The following is a 22480-nucleotide window of genomic DNA, read 5'->3' as shown; positions in this document are numbered from 1 at the left end:
TCCCAGTGCGGCTCGAGATCAGGTGAGGAAGCTCCGACACAATCCGCCGCCAGCCACGTACTGATAACGAAGTCCGCGATTCGAGAAGCGCGCTCAGATCATGGGAGTCGAGCGCGCGCCGCGCCCTGAAGGGAGCGTTCGCTGAGCGTCAGACAGCTGCTCCGCAGCATTCGTCTGGATATCAATCTGGGCCTGCAGCCGCCGCACGATGTCGGACGCGATGTCGAGCGGGATTCGCTCTTGCTCCACACGTCGGTACCTCGCGGACGACGGGTCGTTGAGCAGTTCGTACAACGCCCGCTCGTCGTGTTCGAGGTTGGCGGGCGCGGGACGGCGATCGGCGGCGATCGGATTCCCGCGTTTGTCGCTATTCGTCCCGTATAACTCCCACCTCTCATACGAGGGAATGTCCATGAACAGCGACCGCGCAGGTATGTCGGCGTCGCGGAACTGGGCGAGGATCCGGAGTCCGTCGGCGTCCATGTCGCCCCAGTAGATGACCAAAGGCGCCTGGCGAAGCCAGTCGGTATCTGCGAACGCCCCAGCGCCCGACCCCGCGCCTTCAACCGCGATCGCTCCACGCACCTGTGGGAAATGGATCGCGGTGTCTTTGTTCTCGCAGATGATGACGATCTGCGGCGGGTACGCCGGCTTGAATGCGTCTCCGACCGTTGCGGAGTCGTGCCGTCGGTTGCCTGCTTCTAGGTGTGCCGGGTCGAGGTATGTGAAGTGGATGCGGGAAGGGTGAGGCGGGTGCAGCCCGAGGTCGCTGAGGCCAGCGAGGCGCGCGACGGTCTGCGTGCGGGACTCGAGCCACTTGGTGTGGAGCCCCTCGAGCGGAACCTCTCTGGGGCTGAGGTCCGATCTGGGGTGCTGCTCGAACCATGAGGCCGCTTGGGCGAGGAGCCCGACGTCCACGCGCGTCCAATCCGCCGTCGCGAGAATCGTGCGAGCCAGGACGTCTCGGCGATGAGGGAACTGGGCGTCGATGATCCTGCCGTACTCACGCCCACGGGCCAGCCGCGCCGTCCAGCCGGGCCCGGCGATGGCGGCCGCCACATCGATGCTGGGAATGACGATGTGAGACGGCATCGGATAGGCGGTGCCGTCAGCACGGATGTTCCGCTCTGCGACTTCCGCACCCCATGCGGTTGCCTGCGTTCGCCAAGAATCCACGAGTTCGATGAGGTCGCCGAATCCGGTTTCGAGCATGTCGGCGTCCGGGCGGCCAAGCGGGTACGCTCGCGGCCACCACTTCTGCTCTCCCGTGCTCTCCGAGGCGACCTCGTCGGCCCACCGCTCAGTCACGTGCAGTCGGACGCGTCGTTCGACCTCTGCGACCGTCTTCACGCGACGCTCTCTTGTCGTTGGTGGTAGGCGTGGTCGACGAATGAATGTCCCGTTTGGCGGTTCTTCGAGACGAGGACGGTCTGGGCGACGTGGCGTTCGAGCCCGGTGTACTTGTCGAACGGCGCCCCGATGATGAGCTGGAACCCGAGTCCCTTCCATGCCTCGACGGCCCGGCCCGCGTACTCGGAGTCCGCCTTGATGAAACCTTCGTCGAGGAACACCGGGGCGAACCGTGGGAGATGGCCGAGTTCGTCGCCGAGCTGGAACCGAAGCGCGGCTCCGACAATGAACGCGACGAGCTCCTGCATCTCTCCGCCACTCTTACCTGCGAGCGATGAGTACTCGGCGACGGGATCCGCGTCGCGCGCATCGGCGTACTGCTTCGCAGTGATCTCCACATGTCGTCGCACGTCGAGAATCTCCTCGCGGACGACTTGAGCTCGAAGCTCAGCGGTGAGCGCCGGGTCGTCGCGCTTGCGGATCTTGGCAACGAACACTCTCATCTGCGTGAACCGCTGTACGAGCTGCTCCTCAGGCGCGCCCTGCGTAGCGAGCTTCTTCAACCCGTCCAGCTCGCGACGGAACGTTGTGACCGTCTGCGGCGCGAGGCGTCGCAGGTCGATCTTTAAGCGTCCATCCGTGGGCCCGAAGGGCAGGCGCTCGAGGATCGCATTGACGGCGTCGAGGCGGGCCTGGATGTCGTCGACGGCGGAGCTCATCGCGCTGCCCAGCAGTCGAAGACTCCTTCCGCTCCACTGCAGCGCAGTCTTGCGCCATTGCTCACGCTGTTCGTGGATCCCGACGCGCTGGATCTCGTCGAGGATCGCGACATACTCGCGGTAGGAGTCAATCGTCTGACCGCGCGTCGGGTCGTTCCATCGCTCTTGGAACTGTTCGAAGGCGCGCTCGATCTGCTTGCGGCTCGACGCTTCCTTCTCGGCTGCGCGTGAGACCCCATCGGCGAGGGCTCGTTCGAGCCGTCGCAGGTCTGTCTTCCAGGTCCCACTCGTCGGCGCCTCGCTCGCAAGTGCGCGCTCCCATGCTTGGTCGAGGGTCGTCGATAGAGCCTCGTCGAGCACCACTGATCCGTTCTCCTCGAGGGGCCACAGGGCGTCGTTGACGGTGTCAATCATGTCCGCCAAGGCGCTTCGTTTGTCTGCGACTTCTGAGAGCTTGCCCTCGAGCGAGTGCTGTAGGCGTCGGGCGCTGTCGGCTACCGCGGACAGGGTTTCGACCTGCTTCTTCAGCACGGCGAGGACGCCGTCGTCGGCGAGCAGCTTCTCCTGCAGCGCACGCAGTTCGGCGATGTGACGGATCGGCGTGTCCACATCAACGTCGACCCACGAGAAGTCGAGGGTGCGGAGGTAGGCGGCGTGCTGCTTGTCGACTGCCTGGATTTCCGCGGCGACCCGCGCCCTAGCCCGCTCGGACTCTGCTAGCTGCGCACGAAGGTCCTTCTGCTGCGCCTCGAGCGACGCCTTCAGGCCGGCGTTGTCGAATCCGATGATCGGGCGCGCTGTGTTCCCTCCGTGCGCCCCTCGCCGTCGTTGTCGTGTCTGACCCGAGGGCGTCACGCGGAGACCTTCACCAGCGAGTCCATCCGTGCTCGAGACGCACAGGGCGTTCCTGGCCGGTGAGCTGAGATGCTCGATGACCCATGCCTGGTACGGAGAGTCCTGGTAGTCCAACTTGCCGGCAATCCGCTGCGGGTCCATAGGCGCGGTGTGCGCGACGACACTGCGTTCAACGCCTTCGAAGTTCAGCCGTACTGACGACCGGATCGGGTCGATGGCCCGGGAAAAGCGTTCAAGGTGCTCGCCGGGCACAAGCAGGATCCGCGCGCTCGCGTACAGGACCGTCTCGATCGCGCCCCGCCACCGGTCCTCTCCATCAGCAACGTCGATGAGTTCGGCGACGAAGGGGAGGTCGGCCACGTCGAGTCCGGCTGCGTCAGCGGCCTCGCGGCGCCGAGCGTCCATCGATGCGTCCACGCGACCAGAGCGGCCTTCGAGCGAGCGGAGCTCCGCCCGGACGCTCTTGAGCTCCTCGCCGAGCGGGTGCTCGTCGCGGATCATCTGCTCGCGCTTGCTCTCGAGTTCCGCCTTCAGCCCCGCGGCGCGCTCAGGGAATGCGCGGGCTTCGGAGTGGATCGTGAGAAGGTCGCCCTCCCTGTCGACGACGCGATCGAGATCGGCCAGAGCGTCATCGAGTCGCGCGCGCATCCCGCGGCGACCTTCGGCCGCCTGTTCGTACCGAGTGATCTCATCCGTGAGCTGCCTGTCGCGGTCCCCGCCGCCGGCGTCGTAGTCGGCTTTCGCGACGTCGAGCAACCGCTCCGCCTCGTCGGTGGCCGTTGTCGCGGTACGGAGCTGCTCCTGGAGCGCGGCGGCCCGCTCGCGGAGCAGGCCGTCTTCGCGCTCGAGGATGGCGGAGTGGGTGCGAAGACGCCAGAGACCCGCCGGGGTGTTGTCGTCGTCGATCGCTCCGAGTGCGCGCGCCTGCGCGATGTCGCGCTGCGCGGCGACCATCTCCTCATAGAGGTCGGGCACCGGCGCCAGGAGATCTGCCTGGTGCTGGGAGGTCTCCATCTTCCGATACATCTCGTCGAGTTCATCGAATGTCGCGATGGCTTCGTCGGCGACACGGAACGTCTCCGGGATCTCGATGACGAGCCGTTTGTAGAGGTCGTCGACGGTCGGCGACATCGTTCCGGCCTGGATGCGGGCGAGCAGAGCGAGCGCGTTCGCCCCGTCGCCGCCCTGCCCGATCCCGAGCCTCGAGAACAGCGCGTGCGAGAACTCTCCGTACGAGCCATATATGCGCAACTCCGACCACTTCTGCTTCATCGCCTTTGCCGGGTACGACTCGGAACCCACGCGGGCGAACTCGCCAAGCTGACGGATCTCGAACGACCCGGGAATCGTCATCATCCGCTTGACGACGTCGCCGTCTCGGGCCACGCCCACCGGGACGAAGTACGCGCGCATGGCCGTGAACCGGTCTCCCGTCTCGGCGATGAAGGTCGCCGCGATCGCTCCCCAGGTGGGTTTGCCCTGGCCGCGCAGCACCTTGTCGACGGTGACACCATCCTCGACAGTGTCATCGGTCTTCCCACGCAGGTAGGTCAGTACACTCCGCTGCTCTGCCCCCCTCGCACGCCCCACGGTCGCTGCGTTCGAAGCACCGTTGAAAGGGACGTCGGAGGGCATCATGAGCGCAAGGTAGGCGTCAAGGACCGTGGACTTCCCCACACCGGATGCGCCGGTGACGATGGTCGTCTCGGGGTGGAACGCGAACGTTGCCGTGCGCTGGTGGAAACCGCCCCAGTTGACGAGCTGAATCTGCTCGATCCGCCACTGCGAGCTCGGCAGGAGCGGGATGCCTGCGGAGACTTCACTCATCGTCGTTTGCCTCCGTGAAGTAGGTGACCAGTTCGCGCAGCCTCGTGAGGGGCAGCAGTCGAGGCAGTGCCGGCGAGATCGTGTACACGCCGTCCTCTGCCGTCTTGTCGAGAAGTCCGGCGGCGGCGACCGCATCGATCGCGCGATTGACTCGGCCGGCATCCATGTACTGATCGGTCGCTGTCTTCGGACGGTTGCCGCCGATGAATGCGTGAATGTCGCTCCTTGAGACGACTGCGCGGCTCGCCCCGCTTGAAGTCTGGTCCCGGTGGGTGAGGCACAAGTGGACGAGCACGGCGGTCTGGTCCCGATTCCAGGTCATCGCCCGCAACAACGCGGGGAAACCACGTGTGCTGTCGGCGTTACGTACCTGCACCTTGAACGCGACCTCGTACTTGGCGTCATACTCGAGGTCGAGATACATGTCGTTGAGTCTCGACTTCACCTGCGCGTGGGCGGCGGTGAGCGTCTGCCACTCCTTCTTGTGCGTGTCGCTGGTGATGAAGCGCTCGTTGAGGACGGCGACGAGCGCAGACCGGACCTCGGCGACGAGCGTCCCGGTGTCACCATCGAACTCCACCGATGACAAGTCGTCGTCGACTTCCTGCTCAGGCTCGTCATAGAGGTCCTCTGGCGTGCGGTCGGTCAAATCATCGACCGACAGCTCGGCAACCGCGTCGTCGAGCTCCTGGAACTCACTGGTCATCGTCGAGCCTCCGCGTCCGGGTGATCTGCGGCAGCAGCAGGACCTGTTCGGTACCGTCGGGCCGGCGAGTCACGTATGCCTCGTGCGTGCCCGTGCGCACGAGGTCTTCACGGTCCGCGATCAGGTGCAGGATACCCAGCGCGTCCACGGGCCGCCGCTCGTCAGCCGCGAGCCGGGGGAAGAGGTCTGCACCGATGGTCCACTCGCCGTCCGATGCTGCAGCTTCGTCGAGCGCACCGCGAAGCGCGTCCAGGTGCGGTCCTCCGTAGCGGCGAAGCTCATCGAGTGACATGGACTCCGGGCGATCCTCTTCGGCGCCGTCCTCGAGCGGGTCGAGAGGAACATCCGAGGCGGGGTCATACAGCTTCTCCTTCAGGTGCAGGATGTCCAACCCGTCGGGCAGCATCTGAACTGGAACTGTTTCTCGTGGCCCCGCTGTCTGCATCCACGCACTCAGGCCGGCTTCCAGTTGCATCAGCACCCTGTCCAGTTCACGATCCTCGGAGATGTTCCGCGATCGGATGAAGGTGTTCAGAGTCTCGATGGTGTCGACGATCTTCGCCATCGTGTCTCGCGCTCCGTCGCGCACGACGCGGACGATCCCGATCATCGTCTGCTTCTCCGCGGTAGTGAGAACCGGAGAGATGTCGGGATGCTCGACCAGCGCGGTGATGTCTGAGCGAAGCTGATCGGTGAGCGCATCGTCATCCAGCAGGTTGAACGCCCCCTCGAACGCGCGCCCTTCCGGTGTCGCGGTCGTCAGGTCGTCTGCGCGGACCAGGAAGTCAGCGACAATCTCCCCGGGCGGTCGCTCGTCTGCCCGGAAGTCCTCCCGCAACCGGTCCTGCAATGCCTCGACGACCTCACCCACACGGGCGAACTCAATGGGGAGACCCGAAACGAGATCCTGCAGCTCGACAAGCCCCTCGAGGATGAAGTCGGCGGTGACCGGGGCGATCGGCTCCCCCGCCTCGAGCCGCTCCAACTCCGCTTGCTGCTGCGCGATCTGCGCGCGCAGTCGGGCGATGCGGGCGCCACGGTCGGGGTTGGATGCGGCGTTCAACCGGTTCGCGGTCTCCACGATGTTCTTGATGCGGTGTTCGGACAGATTCACCCGGTCTCGCGTCAGGGATTGCACCAGGCCGAGCGCTTGCATCGCGTAGGACGTGAGCGTGTAGCTCTGTCCGTCGACGTCACGGGTCAGCCACCGCCGGCGCACCCACCCCATGCACACCTCTCTGCCATCTCCATCCGGGACGTGGGAGATCCCTCGCTCGCGAAGCTCTCTGAGGAGTGCGTCCACCATCTGGTGCAAGCGGGCAGTCGGCTGAGTCTTCGAGTCCCGCGGGAACCCCGAGCGAAGAATCGCGACGTTCACTGGTGCGAGATTCCCCCGCAGCAGAGACAGCGTTGGCTCCTCGAAAGCCGCGATCACGCGACTGTGTTCCGCGACGATGCTGCTCACTTACACCTCCCCCAGGCCAAGCATGACGAGTCTGTCCGCAATGATGCCCGAGGCCGCCGACATTGACGAAGTAGGGCATCTGAAGCTGCGTCGCCACGACACGTCCTACGAAACGCGCATCCATTGAGATGGCCGACCGCCGGGCTCGCCGGTAGCGTCAACCCCGTGCCAACCGCCTGGGAATCCCTCCACTTCGTACGAGGCTCCGCCGAGGCCGACGAACCGATGGGATCCAAGGAGAAGTGGTGGGTCGATCTCCCAATGTTCGGGTAGCGGCAGTGGTTGCTCAAACTTGCGCGTCTCGACGAGCACGACGGGACTGTTAGCGGGGAGGACTGGGCCGAGTGGACCGTCCACCAGTTGGCGGAGAAGCTTGGTGTCCCGAGCGCGACCGTGCGTCCGGCAACGCTGGAGGGACGACGGGCGATCGTTTCAAGATCGGTACTGCGAGACCGCCTTGAGTATCTCGATCATGGCAACAGCGTGCTGTCAGCGCGATTCCCCGACTACGACCAGTCAGTCCAAGGGGAGAACCAGGGGTACACACCGATGGCAGTCCGGGATGCCCTCGGCGAGGTTGGGCCGCCAGCCGATGTTGACTGGCCGAGCGGCTTCACCGCGTTTGACGCCTGGGCCGGCTATGTCCTGATGGATGCCTGGGTTGCGGGGCGCGATCGGCACCACGAGAACTGGGCAGTCATCCTCCGCGGAGACGAGCGCCGACTGGCGCCCTCGTTCGACCACGGAAACGCGCTCGGCTTCCAGGAGCGAGACGAGAGACGTTTACGGATGTTGAACGACGAAGGCCACTCATGCGCTGGGTGGAGCGCGGAACCAGCCACCACTTCGCCGGAAAGCCCAAGCTGACGGATCTCGCGTTGCACGCACTGGGGCTTGCATCGGCAACGGCTCGCGTGTTCTGGATCGATCAACTCGATGCGATCTCGGAAGATGCAGTTCATTCCGTCGTCTCACAGATCCCGCGCGCGATAATGTCTGAGGTCACTTGTACATTCGTTCTCCGGCTGTTGGCGACGAATCGGAGGAGGTTGCTCGATGGCTACTCACGCACTTGATCGCGACCAGCTCGATCTCACGGCGAGCCGAAGGACTCTCATCCTCGTCTGGCAGAACCCGACGTCCAGGCTCTTCATCAAGGTCGGCCAGCTCAACGCTTTGCCCGGCGGGCGGTTCGCCTTCCACTATCTCGCGGGCGCGTGGAACGACCCTGACTTCGTCCCACTGCTTGAATACCCCGATCGCGATGCCGCTTACGTCTCGGATGAAGTCCCAGCGTTCTTCGCGAATCGCATCCTTTCCGTCGATCGCCCAAATTACGACCGCTACCTCAGCTGGCTCGGAATCGAGGATCTCAGCCCGGAGGATGTGCCATTCGAGGTGTTGGCTCGCACGGGCGGCGGGCGAGCAACAGACACCTTCCACGTAGTCGAGCTTCCTCTCACCCAAGCCGACCGGCTAGCAAGCCGATTCTTCGTATCTGGTGTCCGCTATTTCGTTGAAGCCGACGCCGCGATCGCGTTGCTAGGGGAAGGTGCGAACCTTCGCCTCGAGCTCGAGGAGGGCAACGAGGTGAACCCGAAGGCCGTTCTTGTCAGCACCGTCGATGGCCAGAAGTTCGGATACGTGCCCGACTGGCTCTGCGGGGATGTGCACAGCCGCATCAAGGATGGATGGTCCATCACCGCAGTGGCTGAACGCGTGAATCCAGATGCTCCGGCCCACGTCCGCGTGCTCTGCCGCCTCGAAGCACAGCGAGACTAACCGCGCCGGGGCCACATGAGTCAGCAGCTCCCTCGGCCGCCGCTCTGTCACGCCATGCAGGCATCCCCGGGAAAGTGTCACGACAAAGTCGACCCCGGCCGCCCGAAACCGCGCGTTCTACGTGACATCTAGTGTCATCTCGCCGCGTTCCCGACACCAGCCCTGCTCGCCCTAGATCCCCGAACGAGCTCGGCGCGTGAGGCGAAGAACGGTGCTGCTGTTCCGGGTGGGGCTGCGCCCACGGACTCCGCGCCGAACACACCGTGGTTCGCGCGGACCTCGGCGCGTGAACGCGCCGCCGCCCACCACGACGGCGTCAACCCCCTCCCCGGCGCGGAGCAGCGGGAGTACTGTCACGCTGGAGGGTCGATTCCGGCCCACAATCAACGGCGGCAGACCCGGGAGGTCCCATGAGCATCAACGACGACGACATCACGACGACGGGCGCCGCAGGCGGGGAGGGCCCCGCCGACGGCGGAGCGAACCCCGGCGGCCACGACGGCGGAGCCGACGGCTCGGCCTCGGCCGGCGAAGGTCCCGCGGACGGCGGCGCCAACCCGGGCGGCCACGACGGCGGCGCGGACGGCTCGGCCTCGGCCGGCGAAGGCACGGCCGACGGCGGCGCCAACCCGGGCGGCCACGACGGCGGCGCGGACGGCTCTGCGTGAGTTCGGGTGACGGGGGCGGGTCGAGAAGTCGGCCCGCCCCCGCGCTCGCGCGGCTGACCGGACTCGACCCCGACGCCTTCGCGTCGGAGTACTGGGGCACGCAGCCGCTCCTGACGCGCGCGCAGGGGAGTTTCGACGACCTCTTCAGCGCCGCCGCAGTGGACGACCTCGTCGCCGACCGCGCGCTCCGTACCCCCTTCGTGCGCATGGCCCACGAGGGTTCCGTCCTCTCGCCCCCTTCGTTCACCGGCTCGGGCGGGTTCGGCGCCGAGATCGGCGACCAGCTCGACTCCGCGAAAGTCCTCCGCGAATTCGCCGGCGGGGCGAGCCTGGTTCTCCAGGGCCTGCACCGCACGTGGGCGCCGATCGCCGACTTCACCCGCCAGCTGGTGGCCGACCTCGGGCATCCCGCGCAGGTGAACGCCTACATCACCCCGGCATCCTCCCGCGGATTCGATCCGCACTACGACACGCACGACGTGTTCGTGATCCAGATCTCCGGAGCGAAGCACTGGACGATCCACGAACCGGTGCACGAGCACCCGCTCGCCGACCAGCCCTGGAGCGACCACCGCGACGCGGTCGCCGCCCGCGCCCGCGAGACGCCCGCGATCGACGCGACCTTCGAGCCGGGCGACGTCCTCTACCTCCCTCGCGGCTGGATCCACTCCGCCGTCGCGCAGGGCGGCACCTCCGTGCACCTGACGATCGGCGTGCGCGCGGCGACGCGTTTCGACGTTCTCCAGCGCCTCGTCGCTCAGGCGGGTGAGGATCCCGAGCTCCGCCGCCCCCTCGCGCTCGGCGTCGACTACCTCTCTCCCTCGTTCGCCGACGACATCGCCGCCACGGTCTCGGCCGCGCGGGCGTTGCTCGATCGTGCGGATGCCTCCGCCCTCGGCGCCGGGATGGAGCGCGCGTTCGAGCGCGCGACCCGGCCCGCGCCGGTCCGCCCGCTTGCGACCGTCGACCTCCTCGCCGATCTCGCGCCGTCCACGATCGTCGGCTGGCGCACGGGGCTGCCGGCGCACGTGCAAGATGACGACGCCGGCGTCCACATCGTCCTTCCCGATCGGACGATCACCCTGCCCGCCGAGGCGAGCGCAGCCATCCACGCCCTGACCTCCGCCGATCACGCCGCCGGATCTCTCCCCGCCCTCGACCCCGACTCGTCGCTCGTCGTCTCGCGGCGCCTCGTGCGCGAGGCGGTCCTCGTCGTCCGATGAGCGCGACCGCGCTTCCTTCCACGGGGCTCGAGGCGGGGCGGTGGGAGCCGTGCAGCGACCGCTCGGCGGATCGCGCCGACCCGCTCGCGGGCACCGCGGGCTTCGGCGAGCGCTGGCTGCTCGTCGAGATCGACGGATCCTGGGGCCGGCATGCGTTCCTCGAATCTCGCCTCGACCCGACCGTCGGGCGAGCGCTCGTGCGCCGTGCGGAGGCGGCCGGGATCCGTCCCGTGGCGATCCGGCGGCCCGGCCGGCGCGCCGACGAGCGTCGGGCGACGACCGGTTGGCGCTGGGCGGTCGCCGATGTCCGCCCCGGCCGCGAGGGGGTGCGCTGGGGGTTCGCGGCGGAGGCCGAAGACCTGCTGACTGTGCCGCTGGATCCTGTGCCGCGGGATGCCGCTGAGGCGGATGCCGTCGACCGTGAGCGTTCCGAGGCATCCTCGGCCCCGATCTACCTCGTCTGTGCGCACGCTCGCCACGATCAGTGCTGCGCCGTGAAGGGACGCCCGGTCGTGACCTCTCTCGCGGCGGCGTACCCGGAAGAGACATGGGAGTGCTCCCACCTCGGCGGCGACCGGTTCGCCGCGACGATGCTTCTCCTGCCGCAGGGCCTCTCGTACGGGCGGGTGACCGCCGGTGCCGTGTTCGACATCGTCGGTGCGGCGTCGCGCGGTCTCGTGCTGCCCGCGCTCTACCGGGGACGGACCGCCTTGACGATGCCGGTACAGGCGGCGCAGGCCTTCGCGCGGGCGGCATTCGGAGACGACGGCATCGACGCGTGGCCTCCGCTCGGCGAAAACCGCCAGGAGGCGCCCGCCGGCACCCTCGTGCACGTGCGACTCGGCGCGTCAGGTGGGCAGCCGCAGGTCACCGTGACGATGCGCGAGACCCTGTCGGATCCGCTGCTGTCGACCTGCACGGCGACGATCGCCGCACCCGTGCGTCAGTTCGCCCTCGTCGCGATCGAGCCTCGACGGCGCTGAACGTGCGGGATGCCCGCGACCATCGCGCCCCGTCAGACGACCGTCACGCTCCGGGCGTCAGCGGAACCGCCGCGCTCTCCGATGTGTGCGATGCCGGGTCATCCGCCCCTCCGGCGGGGGAACCGGCGGCGGACGCCGCCGCCTCGACACGGGCGCAGCGCCGTGCCCACACGATCGTCGCGAGCAGCATCACGCCGCCCCGAGGACGGAACGCGCGGGTTCCGTGGGGCGGACATCGCCCACCGAGACGGCTCCGACGCACGGGACGGCGAGGACATCACCCGCGGTGACGTCGCCGGGAAGGAGCAGAGTGACGGCATCCACCGCGCGTCCCGCAGCCTCGGACACCGCGAAGCGCCGATCGGCGCCGACGCAGATGCGACCGACGACGCGCGCGTGGCTCCACTCCGGCGCACACGCCGTGAACGCTCCGTCGAGGACGAGAGTCGGCAGGGCCGCGGCGCCGTCGCTGCGCTCGACGCGGACGATGCGCACCGCAATGACCGAGGTGGTCGCGGTGAGTGAGGCCACGCCGCCCGACAGGGGGATCACCGCCGGCGCCGTCATCACCGCGGGCGTGTCGCACAGCGCGACGAAGCGCACGAGCGAGACACCGCCGATCACGAGGTCGTCGCGAGCGGCGACGGTATGGACCGGCCAGACGTCGCGGGCGAGGGGGTCGGGAATGCTGCGCCGCAGGGTCGGGAGGAGTGAGGTGAGGGTCATGCCCTCCGGTCTACGCGGCGGCCGCCGGCGCCGCAGTCACCCTCACGCGTCACATACGTGTTCGGGCGCGATCCTGACGCCGCGAGCGCGTCGGCGGCGTCATCGCGGCGCGGTCGATAGGCTCAGTCTCCCTGGACCGTCACGAAGGATCCTCATGCGCGTGTGGAAACGAACGCTCGCCGTCTGCGTGAGCGCGCTGATTCTGGCGACGACGCTGGCCGGGTGCTTCCTCATCCCCCTCGCCGACAACCGCTCTCCGTTCGACAGTGCATCCAACGCCAGCAACGCTGAGATCAACGATGCTTTGAGTGAGATCAGCCCGGCGCTGGAGTCCGTCGATACCCACCAAGGCGCCTGGCGCATCACGGCGTACCGCGGAGCGGACAACTGCGAGGGAGCCTGCAACCTGAGGGTCGAGGTCGAGATCGCCCCCGCAGACGTGTCGTCGATGGAGCCGATCGATCCGACCGACGAGAGCACACACATGCCGCCGCGTTATGCCGTCCCCGAGGACGTGCTGCGCCAGACGCTGATCACGGCGGTGCCCATCGGCGAGGAGAAGAAGGTGGACGTGCGCGTCGTGGCCGGCTACCGCGAGGACGGTGAGGGTCTGGCGGACTTGAGGTCCGCGGTCGAGGCGCTCTTCGGGCCGGAGACGACGAGGGGCGACGGCTTCTGGGCGTCGGCGTCCGAGTACGACAGCGACGTCAGCGCGTTCACCCGAAACTGGACGGGCGTCCTGGCGAACATGGGACTCGAGTAGGCATCGCACCGCTGTCAACCCCCCTGCGCACCGCGCCGAGCACGCGCAGACTCGTCTCACGAACGGTGACAGGCACGACGGAGGTCCCCATGTCCGACCAGACCACTCCCGACCAGACCACTCCCGACCAGGCCACTCCCGACCAGGCCACTCCCGAGGACGCCGCGCCCGAAGAGCCGAGAGAAGAGCCGGGAGCACAGACGGATGCCGCGGCGGAAGCGCCCGAGCCGAGCACCGAGAAGCCGCATGATGAGGAGCCGAAGGCGCCCGCCAAGAGGTCCGATCCCGAACCGAACCACGAAGCGGTGGGCATCGGCGTGATCGACTACCCCGACGACGACTGGGACCCGGTGACCGGCCAGAGAGTCTGAACCCCGCTCATCGGAGCGAACCGCGCGCGCTGCTCGACGACGATCCAGACGAGCGCGCGCGGTGCGCTCACACGCGGGAGCGGGTGCTCACGCTGAGGCGCACGCGACGCACATCGTCGAGAACGGGCGCGCTTCGAGCCGCCCTTCGGGAATCTGGGAGCCGCACACGACGCACACGCCGTAGGTGCCTGCCGCGACGCGCTCCAGCGCGGCCTTCACCTCGCTGCGCTCGGCCGCGGTCGACCGGCGCAGCGCTTCGATACGCTGCCACTCGCCCGACAGCGTCGACCCCTCGGGGTCGTGCTCGTCGTCGGCGGTCTGATCGGCGCGGTCGGCGCGTACCGCGGCGTCGTCGGCGGCGAGCCGGGCGAGCAGCGCATCGAGCTCGGCCGCCCGCGCCCGCAGCTCCGCCACGACATCGGCCCTCTCACTCATGCACGCAGCTCCGCGCTCATCAGCCCCGGTAACCGATCAGCCATGTGACCCCGTAACGGTCGCGCACCTGCCCGTCGTGATCGCCCCACGGCTTGAGCGTCAACGGATCGAGAACTCCGCCGTCGGCCGCCAAGATCGCGAACCACCGCTCCAGCACGTCCGGCTCGGCGGTGCCGAGCAACGCGAACTGGATGCCTCGCAGCACGGTCGTCTCTTCGCCGGGCGCCGTGTCCGCCGCGAACAGTTCCACGGGGCCCTGCAGCATGCCGTGCGCGACGGCTTCGGCGGGCCCGTCGGCGCGCCCGAAGTCGGCGTACGTGTTCAGAACGATCTCGCCGCCGAACACGTCGCGGTAGAACTCGAGCGCGGCACGCGCCGCGCCGTCGAAGTGCAGGTAGGGAGTGATGCCGGTCATGCGCCGACTCTACGACCCGGTCCGGACACACGCGATGCCCCTTGCACTGCGCGCTCAGACGACTCGGAACAGGAGGAGCCCGGCGAGGAAGCGCTCGCACCGAACCGGGAGTGAACGCCGACTGAGCCGCGGACGAGCCCGCCGACGCCACCAGCGCGCGCGGCTAGACTCGAGGCATCCCCCGCCGGCTTCCCGAGTCTTGGAGTCCCGCCGCGTGAGCACCCCCGTCACCTCGCCTGTTGCCGACACCGTCGAAAACGCCGCCGCCACGCCCGAGAAGGAGCAGCCGTACGCCGCGCTGGGCCTGAAGCCCGACGAGTACGCGCAGATCCGCGAGATCCTGGGCCGTCGCCCGACGAGCGGCGAGCTGGCGATGTACTCCGTCATGTGGTCGGAGCACTGCTCCTACAAGTCGTCGAAGATCTACCTGCGCCGCTTCGGGCAGAAGGTCTCCGACGAGATGAAAGAGCGCCTCATGGTCGGCATGGGCCAGAACGCCGGCGTCGTCGATGTCGGCGAGGGCTGGGCCGTCACCTTCAAGGTCGAGTCGCACAACCACCCGAGCTACATCGAGCCCTTCCAGGGCGCCGCGACCGGCGTGGGCGGCATCGTCCGCGACATCATCTCGATGGGCGCGCGCCCCGTCGCCGTCATGGACCAGCTCCGCTTCGGCGCGATCGACCACCCCGACACCCCCCGCGTCGTCCACGGCGTGACGAGCGGCATCAGCTTCTACGCGAACTGCCTCGGCCTGCCGAACATCGGCGGCGAGACCGTCTTCGACGCCGTCTACCAGGGCAACCCCCTCGTCAACGCGCTCGCGGTCGGCGTCCTCCGTCACGAGGACATCAAGCTCGCCAACGCCACCGGCGCCGGCAACAAGGTCGTGCTCTTCGGCGCCCGCACGGGCGGCGACGGCATCGGCGGCGCGTCGATCCTCGCCTCCGACACGTTCGCCGACGGAGGGCCGACAAAGCGCCCCGCCGTGCAGGTCGGCGACCCGTTCGCCGAGAAGGTCCTCATCGAGTGCTGCCTCGAGCTCTACGCCGGCGAGCTCGTCGAGGCGATCCAAGACCTCGGCGCCGCCGGCATCTCTTGCGCGACGAGCGAGCTGGCCGCCAACGGCGGTTCGGGCATGCGCGTCGACCTCGAGAACGTGCTGCTGCGCGACCCCACGCTCACGCCCGAAGAGATCCTCATGAGCGAATCGCAGGAGCGCATGATGGCGATCGTCTCCCCCGCGAAGCTGGATGCCTTCCTCGCGGTGACGACCAAGTGGGATGTCGAGACGTCCGTCCTCGGCGAAGTGACCGGCGACGGTCGCCTGCAGATCTTCTGGCACGGCGAGCAGATCGTCGACGTCGACCCCTCGACCGTTGCGGTCGACGGCCCGGTGTACGAGCGCCCGGTCGCCTACCCGACCTGGATCGACGCGCTGCGGGATGACTCGGCATCCGCCCTCCCCCGCACCGACGACCCCGACACGCTGCGGGCGCAGTTCCTGCAGCTGCTGGGTAGCCCGAACCTCGCCGACACGAGCTGGATCACGAACCAGTACGACTACTACGTGATGGGGAACACGGCGCTCAGCTTCCCGGATGACGCCGGCATGATCCGCGTCGACGAGCAGTCGGGTCTCGGCTTCGCGATCGCGACCGACTGCAACGGCCGCTACTGCCAGCTCGACCCGTATGCCGGGGCGCAGCTGGCCCTCGCCGAGGCGTACCGGAACGTCGCCGTCACCGGCGCCGTCCCGACCGCCGTCACCGACTGCCTGAACTTCGGCAGCCCGGAGAACCCCGAGGTCATGTGGCAGTTCGGGCAGGCCGTCGACGGCCTCGCCGACGCGTGCTTCGAGCTCGGCGTGCCGGTCACGGGTGGCAACGTCAGCTTCTACAACCAGACCGGCGACGTGCCGATCTTCCCGACCCCGGTGGTGGGAGTCCTCGGCATCATCGACGACGTCGCCCGGCGCATCCCTTCGGGCTGGCAGGATGCCGGCGAGAACATCTACCTTCTCGGCGTGACCGCGACCGAGCTCAGCGGTTCGCAGTGGGCGGGGACGGTGCACGGCCACCTCGGCGGACGCCCGCCGGCGGTCGACCTTGCGGCGGAGAAGCGTCTCGCGGAGCTGATCCAGGCGGCATCCCAGCAGGAACTCGTCTCGTCCGCGCACGACCTCTCCTCCGGCGGCCTCGCGCAGGCTCTCGCCGAGGCCGTCATGCGCTTCGGGGTCGGGGCGCGCGTGTGGCTGCGCGAGATCATGGAGCGCGACGGTGTGGATGCCGCGACCGCCCTTTTCTCCGAGTCGACCGGACGTGTCATCGTGTCGGTGCCGCGCGAAGAGGACGTGAAGTTCCGCGGGCTGTGCGAAGGACGCGGCTACCCGGTGCTGCGCATCGGCGTGACGGACCCCGCCGCCGACGGCGACGAGCCGGCCCTCGAGATCCAGGACGTCTTCACGCTCACGGTGCCCGAGCTCCGAGGCATCTCGCAGGGGACTCTCCCGGCAGTGTTCGGTCCGACCGTCGCCGAACCCGTAGGCTGAGCGGCATGACCAAGCCTTCCGACGAAGAATTCAATGCGCTCGTCGCGAAGCGCGCACGCCGCACGCGCATCATCGCGTGGGTCGTCATCATCGCGCTGATCCTCGGCGGCGGCGGTGCCGTCGTCCTCGCCCTGATCTTCGGCTGACGCGCGGTCCCCCACCCCACCCCACCCCGCACCGCACCGCACCGCACCGCACCGCACCGCACGCGAATCACCGCCGCTTTCACGAATCACCGCTCGATTCGCGCGATTTCGGCGGTGACTCGCGAATCGGGTGGTGATTCGCGAGCATCAGGCGAGCCGGAGTCCTCTGTGTAACCCGCGTGCGGGCGAGACTCCCCGACCGTTGTCAGGCACGATGGATAGCATGGCGACGTGGATCCGGTCTGGGCGATGGTCGCCGAGTTCTGGTGGATCGGGCCGACCGTGATCGGCGCGGGCACCCTCGGCTGGTTCGGCCTGCGCGGGCAACGCACCGCGAAGGCGCGTCGGCTCGCCTACGACGCCTCACGCGAGGCGCTGCGCACCGCTCGGCAAGACGCGACGACCGCGCGCCTCGGCGTCCGGGCGGCCCGCGCCGAACTGACCCGCGCGCAGGCCGCGCGCACCGCCGGTTACGGCACGAGCGAAGAGGTGGCCGCCGCCCGTCGGGCTCTGGACACCGCGCAGCGCAAGACCAAGGCGGCCTCCGCCACCCTCCGCGCCCGCCGCGCGAACCTCTCCGCCGATCGCGCGGCGCTCGGCGCTCGGTCGGACGACCCCGCGCACCTGCCCCTGGCGCGGGTCATGGCAGCCGACGACGCCCTGACGGCGCGGTGGATGGAGTATGAGACGGATGCCGCGAAGGTCCTCGCCTTCCCCGCGATGAGCGACGCCCGCGTCCCCGCGACGGCCGCGTTCCACGCCGACCACCACCGGGCCCGGGCGCTCCGGCCCGCCGCGGCGACCAGCCGCATCACACCGGCCCAGTTCGGCGCCTACCGCGATGCCGTGGCCCGGATGTACCGCTCCTTCGAGGCCGCGGAGTCCGAGGCGTGGCGCCGCGCCCGCGCCGCCGGCTCGGCGCCGGCCGGCCCCGGCCCCGACAGCGCACGTCCCGCGATGACCGCGCCCGCCGAATGGATGACCTCGGCGCAGGAGATCGCGCAGAACCTGACTCAGTCGATGCTGGCGCGCGGCGCAGAGGCCCTCTCGCGCATGTCGACGCCGCGCTCCCGCGACGCCGACGACGACCCGCACGATCCGCGGAACGGCCGCGCGTAGGCTTTCTCCGTGGACGAGTTCTGGGCCTTCGCCCGCGACTACTGGTGGATGGCTTTCCCGATCATGGCCGTCGCGGGCGGCTTCGCGCGGCGCTGGGAGTTCGGTGCGCGCGCCCGCCACAAGCGCCGTCTCGAGATCCTGCAGGCGAAGGCCGCACTGAAGGCGGCGAATCCGCCCCGGCAGGTGGCGACGGCATCCGACCCGCGCCCTCTGACGAAGCCGACCCCGAGCCAACCGCAGCTCGAGAAGCTCTTCGCCGAGCACGACGCCGTCACGGCGCGATGGCTCGACTACGAGCTCGACGTCGCGAAGCTCATCGCCTTCCCGACGATCAGCGACGGCCGCCAGCCCCTCACGGCTGCCTTCCTCCGTGCGAAGAAGACCGCCGACCGGCTGCGGCCGGCGTCGGTCAAGGCTCATCCGAGCGACCAGGAGCTTGCCGCCTACGCGGCTGCGGTCACCGACTACGAGGTCGCCTTCGATGTCGCCGAACGGGAGGCGCGCCGGCTGCGCGACTCGGATTTCACGGAGAGTGAGCGCAAGCGCCTCGCGACGGCGCAGCAGTTGCTGACGGTCGCCGTCGACCAGGCGGCGACGCCCGCCGAACGCCAGGTCGCGTACAAGCGCGTGCGCGAAGAGCTGGACGGGCTGATCGTCGTGTCCGACGATGCGATCACGGTGCTCGAGGAGAAGGTGGCCCTCGCGCTCGGACCCGCACCCACACCCGCACCCGCACCCACACCCGCACCCACGCCCGCACCCACGCCCGATGCGCCGGGAACAGACGACGGACGGGGCCCGGCCGCTGCCGAACCCCGTCCGTGACGTCCGTGGGGACGTGCGCGAGAATGCGTCAGGCCGTCAGGCCGTCGACCCAGTCCTGGTTCTCTTCGATCCACTTCTGCACGACGGGGCCGTAGTCGTCGCCGTCGTAGGCGTTGAACATCGCGTCCTCGAGCGAGTACAGCATGTCGCTGGGCATCTTGAAGTTCGAGATCCACTCGTGCACCTCGGGGAAGTCGTCCGCGAACGAGGTCGCGGCGACCGAGTGGATGCTCTCGGCGTCGCCGAGGAGCCCCTTCGGGTCTTCCAGGTCGCGGACCGGGAAGGCGTTGTACGCCCAGTGCGGCCGCCACAGGGTGACGACGATGTCCTCGCCGGCATCCGTCGCCTTCTTCAGCTCCGCGAGCATCGCGGGCGTCGACGACTCGACGAGGTCCATGTCCTCCAGGCCGTAGCCGGGGACGACCTCTTCGGACGTCACCTCCATGAGGCCCGCACCGGGCTCGATGCCGACGATGCGTCCGCCGAAGTCGTCGGATGCCGCGGCCAGCTCGTCGAGCGAGGTGATCGATGAATCCTCGTTCACCGCGATGGTGAGCTTCGCCTCGTCGTTCCACGCACCGAGGTCGTCGACGTCGTCGCCGTACTGCTCCATGTAGGTCGCGTGCGTGATCGGCAGCCACGTGTCGAGCACGAGGTCGAAGTCACCGCGCGCGAGGCCCTGGTAGACGGGGGCGACGTCGGCGTAGGTGAGGTCGACGTCGTAGCCCTTCTCTTCGAGGATCGCCTCCCACAGGTGCGACGCGGCGATGCCCTCGTCCCAGCCGTTGAAGACGGCGATCTCGACCGGACGGTCGGCCGGGCCGTCGCCCGACCCTGCATCTCCCGATCCGCCGGCGCAGCCGGCGAGGGTCAGCGCCGCGGCACCGGCCAGGGCGATCGTGCTCAGAACGTTCCTTCTCTTGGTCCCATGCTTTCTCTGGGTCATCGTGACGTCCTCTCCATCCGTGTGCTGTGCACGGATCGGTCGTTGTGTGTCAGACGCGGAGTCTCCGCGCCCCCGGCGGGTGATGGGCCCGCCTGGTCTGTGGGGTGTGAAAGGTCAGACGGCGGCCGGCGCGCGGCTGACGGAGTCGGCGGCATCCTGCGCATCGCGCGCTCGCTTGCTTCTCGTGACGCGACGGGCACGATCGCCCTGGCCGAGCGCGGAGGTGACGCGGTCGAGGATCATCGCGATCACGACGATCGAGATGCCCGCCTCGAAGGCGAGCCCGACGTTGATGCGTCCGAGCGCTCGCACGATCTCGCCGCCGAGGCCCCCGGCGCCGACCATGCCGGCGATGACCGCCATCGACAGGCTCAGCATGATGACCTGGTTGATGCCGGCCATGATCGAGGGCAGCGCGAGCGGAATCTGGATCTGCCGCAGCACGCGCCCGGGCGTCGCTCCGAACGCCTGACCGGCCTCGACGATCTCCGGGTCGACGCCGCGGATGCCGAGCTCCGTGAGGCGCACGCCGGGGGCGATCGCGAACAGGATCGTGGCGATCATGCCGGGCACCGCGCCCACGCCGAAGAAGAAGATCGCGGGGATCAGGTAGACGAACGCAGGCATCGTCTGCAGGAGGTCGAGGAGGGGACGCACGATGCGCGAGACGCGGTCGCTGCGCGCCGCCCAAATGCCGATGGGGATCGCGATGACGATCGCGATGACGGCGGCGACGAGGACGAGCGCGAGCGTGTCCATCGCGTTCTCCCACTGGTCGACGCCGACGATCAGCAGCAGTCCGAGCACCGTGCCGAGGGCGAGCTTCCATCCGCGCACGACGAACGCGACCGCCGCGAACACCAGGATGATCACCCAGAACGGGGGCGCGGTGAGCAGCCAGTCGAGCCCGTCGTAGACGCCTCGCAGCGCTCCGGCGATGAGGTCGAAGAGCCAGCCGAACGCGTCGCCGAGGAAGTCGACGACCGCTTCGGCCCACTCGCCGAGGGGAATGCGGAATCCGTTCACGAGCGTGCTCCTTCCGTCGCGGCCTCGGCGGGCGGCGTGGGCGACCCGGCCGCCGCATCGACGAGCGGTGTGAACTCGGCCACCATGTCGATCGGGGTCTGGATGACGGGCATCTCCCGCGTGACGGCGGGGACGTTCCCGAGCGCCGCGAGCAGGGTGATCCGGGGGATCACGCCCAGCAGGCGCCGGTGCTCATCGATGACGGCGAGGGGGACGTGCGCCTCGACGGCGGTCTCGACGATGTCGGTGAGCAGGTCGTCGGGGCCGACGGTCGGCACCGCGGTATCGACGATCTGGCGCAGGTCGGTCTGCCCGGCCTTGACGGCGCGGATGACGGCACGGTCGGTGACCACGCCCACCAGGCGGCGGTTCTCCGTCGCGAACACCGCCCCGGCCTGCTGGGAACGGAGGGTTCGCAGCGCCCCGCGCACGCCCGCGGTGAGCGGCGTCGTGAGGTGCGGGGGCTCCATCACCGAGGCGGCGGTGAGCACACGGGCACGGTCGACGTCCTGCACGAACTGCGCGACGTAGTCGTTGGCGGGATCGGTGAGGATCTCCTCCGGCGTGCCGTTCTGGACGATGCGGCCGTCGCGCATGACCGCGATGCGGTCGCCGAGGAACATCGCCTCGTTGAGGTCGTGCGTGATGAACACGATCGTGCGGCCGAGTTCGCGCTGGAGTTCGACCAGCTGCTCCTGCATCTCGCGGCGGATGAGCGGGTCGAGGGCCGAGAAGGCCTCGTCCATGAGCAGGATGCCGGTGCCTGCCGTCAGCGCGCGGGCGATGCCCACGCGCTGGCGCATGCCGCCGGAGAGCTCGTCGGGCATCGCATCGGCCCGGTCGCCGAGGCCGACGCGCTCGAGCACCTCCATGGCGCGCGCACGACGCTCGGTCTTGCCGACGCCCTGGATCTCCAGGCCGTAGGCGGTGTTGTCGAGAACGCTGAGGTGCGGCAGCAGCGCGAAGTGCTGGAACACCATCGACACCTCTTCGCGCCGGATGGCGCGCAGCTCGGTGGCAGAGGCGGTGGTGACGTTCCGTCCGTCGATGACGACCTCACCGGCGGTCGGGGGGAGCAGGCCGTTGAGCATGCGGATGATCGTCGACTTGCCCGAACCCGACAGGCCCATGATGACGAAGATCTCGCCGGGCTGAACCGTGAAGCTCGCGTCGATGACGGCGGCGGTCCCCGCGTCGGCGACCTGGGTGCGGGTTTCGCCGGCGCGCAGTCGGCTCACCGCCTCTTTCGGAGCGCGGCCGAAGACTTTGAAGAGATTCCTCGCCTCGAGCGCGGGAGGCGTGGTTTCAGGAACGGATGCAGTGGTCACAGGACACCTCGGGCAGCCCGGTGCACAGGCTGCAACGGTCACGTCCGGGTGACGGTCGTCGGCTCGAGGATGTTCGGCACCGAGGGGTTCGGCGCCGGCATGTTCGGCATCAGGAGCGTCGGCGCAGAAGTCGGTTCCGCGCCCGGACCGCCGACCGTACGCTCGCCCGGCGCCGGAGAGTTTCGGGTTCTCGGTGGCACGGGGTCGACCGCGGACTGGTCGAGTGGGGCCCGTCAGGGCCGTCATCCAACGTT

The 22480-nt window shown here is 68.8% G+C and carries 21 protein-coding genes; 11 read left to right on the top strand and 10 right to left on the bottom strand.

Going from position 1 to position 22480, the window contains the following annotated elements:
- Positions 1-93 precede the first annotated feature (93 nt).
- Genes AC3ENQ_RS08185 through AC3ENQ_RS08170 form a run of 4 tightly spaced genes read right to left on the bottom strand, consistent with a single transcriptional unit; the run spans position 94 to position 6922 of the window.
- Positions 94-1350 (bottom strand): Wadjet anti-phage system protein JetD domain-containing protein, encoded by a 1257-nt coding sequence (locus AC3ENQ_RS08185; protein ID WP_431803486.1) that lies wholly within the window; start codon positions 1348-1350, stop codon positions 94-96.
- Positions 1347-4751: an ATP-binding protein gene (locus AC3ENQ_RS08180; RefSeq protein WP_431803484.1), complete on the bottom strand. Its 3405-nt coding sequence runs from the start codon at positions 4749-4751 to the stop codon at positions 1347-1349. The genes AC3ENQ_RS08185 and AC3ENQ_RS08180 overlap by 4 nt, the downstream gene beginning before the upstream one ends.
- A complete protein-coding gene (locus AC3ENQ_RS08175) occupies positions 4744-5457 on the bottom strand; it encodes a DUF4194 domain-containing protein (protein WP_431803482.1) in 714 nt (237 codons plus the stop codon). Before AC3ENQ_RS08175 ends, AC3ENQ_RS08180 begins: the two co-directional genes overlap by 8 nt.
- Positions 5447-6922, bottom strand: coding sequence for a DUF3375 family protein (locus tag AC3ENQ_RS08170; protein WP_431803480.1), 1476 nt, complete (start codon positions 6920-6922; stop codon positions 5447-5449). The genes AC3ENQ_RS08175 and AC3ENQ_RS08170 overlap by 11 nt, the downstream gene beginning before the upstream one ends.
- Positions 6923-7204: 282 nt before the next feature.
- On the opposite strand from AC3ENQ_RS08170, the gene AC3ENQ_RS08165 reads away from it, so the two are divergent.
- The 5 genes from AC3ENQ_RS08165 (at position 7205) to AC3ENQ_RS08145 (ending at position 11578) form a co-directional block, all read left to right on the top strand.
- On the top strand, positions 7205-7789 hold the full coding sequence (locus tag AC3ENQ_RS08165) for a hypothetical protein (protein WP_431803479.1): 585 nt from the start codon (positions 7205-7207) through the stop codon (positions 7787-7789).
- 189 nt (positions 7790-7978) lie between these two features.
- Positions 7979-8704: an HIRAN domain-containing protein gene (locus AC3ENQ_RS08160; protein ID WP_431803477.1), complete on the top strand. Its 726-nt coding sequence runs from the start codon at positions 7979-7981 to the stop codon at positions 8702-8704.
- A gap of 410 nt (positions 8705-9114) precedes the next feature.
- Positions 9115-9372: a BatC protein gene (locus AC3ENQ_RS08155; protein WP_431803475.1), complete on the top strand. Its 258-nt coding sequence runs from the start codon at positions 9115-9117 to the stop codon at positions 9370-9372.
- On the top strand, positions 9369-10595 hold the full coding sequence (locus AC3ENQ_RS08150) for a cupin domain-containing protein (protein WP_431803473.1): 1227 nt from the start codon (positions 9369-9371) through the stop codon (positions 10593-10595). Before AC3ENQ_RS08155 ends, AC3ENQ_RS08150 begins: the two co-directional genes overlap by 4 nt.
- Positions 10592-11578: a ferredoxin family protein gene (locus AC3ENQ_RS08145; protein WP_431803471.1), complete on the top strand. Its 987-nt coding sequence runs from the start codon at positions 10592-10594 to the stop codon at positions 11576-11578. Before AC3ENQ_RS08150 ends, AC3ENQ_RS08145 begins: the two co-directional genes overlap by 4 nt.
- A gap of 189 nt (positions 11579-11767) precedes the next feature.
- Here AC3ENQ_RS08145 and AC3ENQ_RS08140 read toward each other — a convergent pair whose 3' ends face one another.
- Positions 11768-12304, bottom strand: a complete 537-nt coding sequence (locus tag AC3ENQ_RS08140) for a hypothetical protein (RefSeq protein ID WP_431803469.1) — start codon at positions 12302-12304, stop codon at positions 11768-11770.
- Between the two features lie 154 nt (positions 12305-12458).
- Here AC3ENQ_RS08140 and AC3ENQ_RS08135 point away from each other — a divergent pair, with 154 nt between their 5' ends.
- Together AC3ENQ_RS08135 and AC3ENQ_RS08130 are read left to right on the top strand one after the other, a co-directional pair.
- Positions 12459-13067, top strand: a complete 609-nt coding sequence (locus AC3ENQ_RS08135) for a hypothetical protein (RefSeq protein ID WP_431803467.1) — start codon at positions 12459-12461, stop codon at positions 13065-13067.
- Between the two features lie 89 nt (positions 13068-13156).
- Entirely contained in the window at positions 13157-13438 is a 282-nt protein-coding gene (locus AC3ENQ_RS08130; protein WP_431803465.1) for a hypothetical protein, read from the top strand.
- A gap of 87 nt (positions 13439-13525) precedes the next feature.
- Here AC3ENQ_RS08130 and AC3ENQ_RS08125 read toward each other — a convergent pair whose 3' ends face one another.
- Positions 13526-13873 (bottom strand): TraR/DksA family transcriptional regulator, encoded by a 348-nt coding sequence (locus AC3ENQ_RS08125; protein ID WP_431803463.1) that lies wholly within the window; start codon positions 13871-13873, stop codon positions 13526-13528.
- Between the two features lie 19 nt (positions 13874-13892).
- A complete protein-coding gene (locus tag AC3ENQ_RS08120) occupies positions 13893-14288 on the bottom strand; it encodes a VOC family protein (RefSeq protein ID WP_431803461.1) in 396 nt (131 codons plus the stop codon).
- 214 nt (positions 14289-14502) lie between these two features.
- On the opposite strand from AC3ENQ_RS08120, the gene purL reads away from it, so the two are divergent.
- From purL to AC3ENQ_RS08100, 4 genes are all read left to right on the top strand, one after another.
- The gene (purL, locus tag AC3ENQ_RS08115) at positions 14503-16836 is read left to right on the top strand and encodes a phosphoribosylformylglycinamidine synthase subunit PurL (RefSeq protein ID WP_431803459.1); all 2334 of its coding nucleotides are present in this window, start codon (positions 14503-14505) and stop codon (positions 16834-16836) included.
- Between the two features lie 5 nt (positions 16837-16841).
- Positions 16842-16982 (top strand): hypothetical protein, encoded by a 141-nt coding sequence (locus AC3ENQ_RS08110; protein WP_431803457.1) that lies wholly within the window; start codon positions 16842-16844, stop codon positions 16980-16982.
- Positions 16983-17213: 231 nt separating this feature from the next.
- The gene (locus AC3ENQ_RS08105; protein ID WP_431803455.1) at positions 17214-18101 is read left to right on the top strand and encodes an efflux RND transporter periplasmic adaptor subunit; all 888 of its coding nucleotides are present in this window, start codon (positions 17214-17216) and stop codon (positions 18099-18101) included.
- Positions 18102-18110: 9 nt separating this feature from the next.
- Entirely contained in the window at positions 18111-18926 is an 816-nt protein-coding gene (locus AC3ENQ_RS08100; protein ID WP_431803453.1) for a hypothetical protein, read from the top strand.
- A 28-nt stretch (positions 18927-18954) separates the two neighbouring features.
- On the opposite strand, the gene AC3ENQ_RS08095 is transcribed toward AC3ENQ_RS08100, so the two are convergent.
- From AC3ENQ_RS08095 to AC3ENQ_RS08085, 3 genes are all read right to left on the bottom strand, one after another.
- Complete coding sequence (locus AC3ENQ_RS08095) at positions 18955-19872, bottom strand: glycine betaine ABC transporter substrate-binding protein (protein ID WP_431803451.1); 918 nt, start codon at positions 19870-19872, stop codon at positions 18955-18957.
- Between the two features lie 114 nt (positions 19873-19986).
- A complete protein-coding gene (locus AC3ENQ_RS08090; protein ID WP_431803449.1) occupies positions 19987-20898 on the bottom strand; it encodes an ABC transporter permease in 912 nt (303 codons plus the stop codon).
- Complete coding sequence (locus AC3ENQ_RS08085) at positions 20895-22226, bottom strand: quaternary amine ABC transporter ATP-binding protein (RefSeq protein ID WP_431803447.1); 1332 nt, start codon at positions 22224-22226, stop codon at positions 20895-20897. Before AC3ENQ_RS08085 ends, AC3ENQ_RS08090 begins: the two co-directional genes overlap by 4 nt.
- Between the last annotated feature and the right edge of the window lie 254 nt (positions 22227-22480).

This window comes from Microbacterium sp. bgisy203, assembly GCF_057706945.1.
The sequence above is the reverse complement of the archived record's forward strand: the minus strand, read 5'-3'. Positions and strand labels throughout refer to the sequence as shown.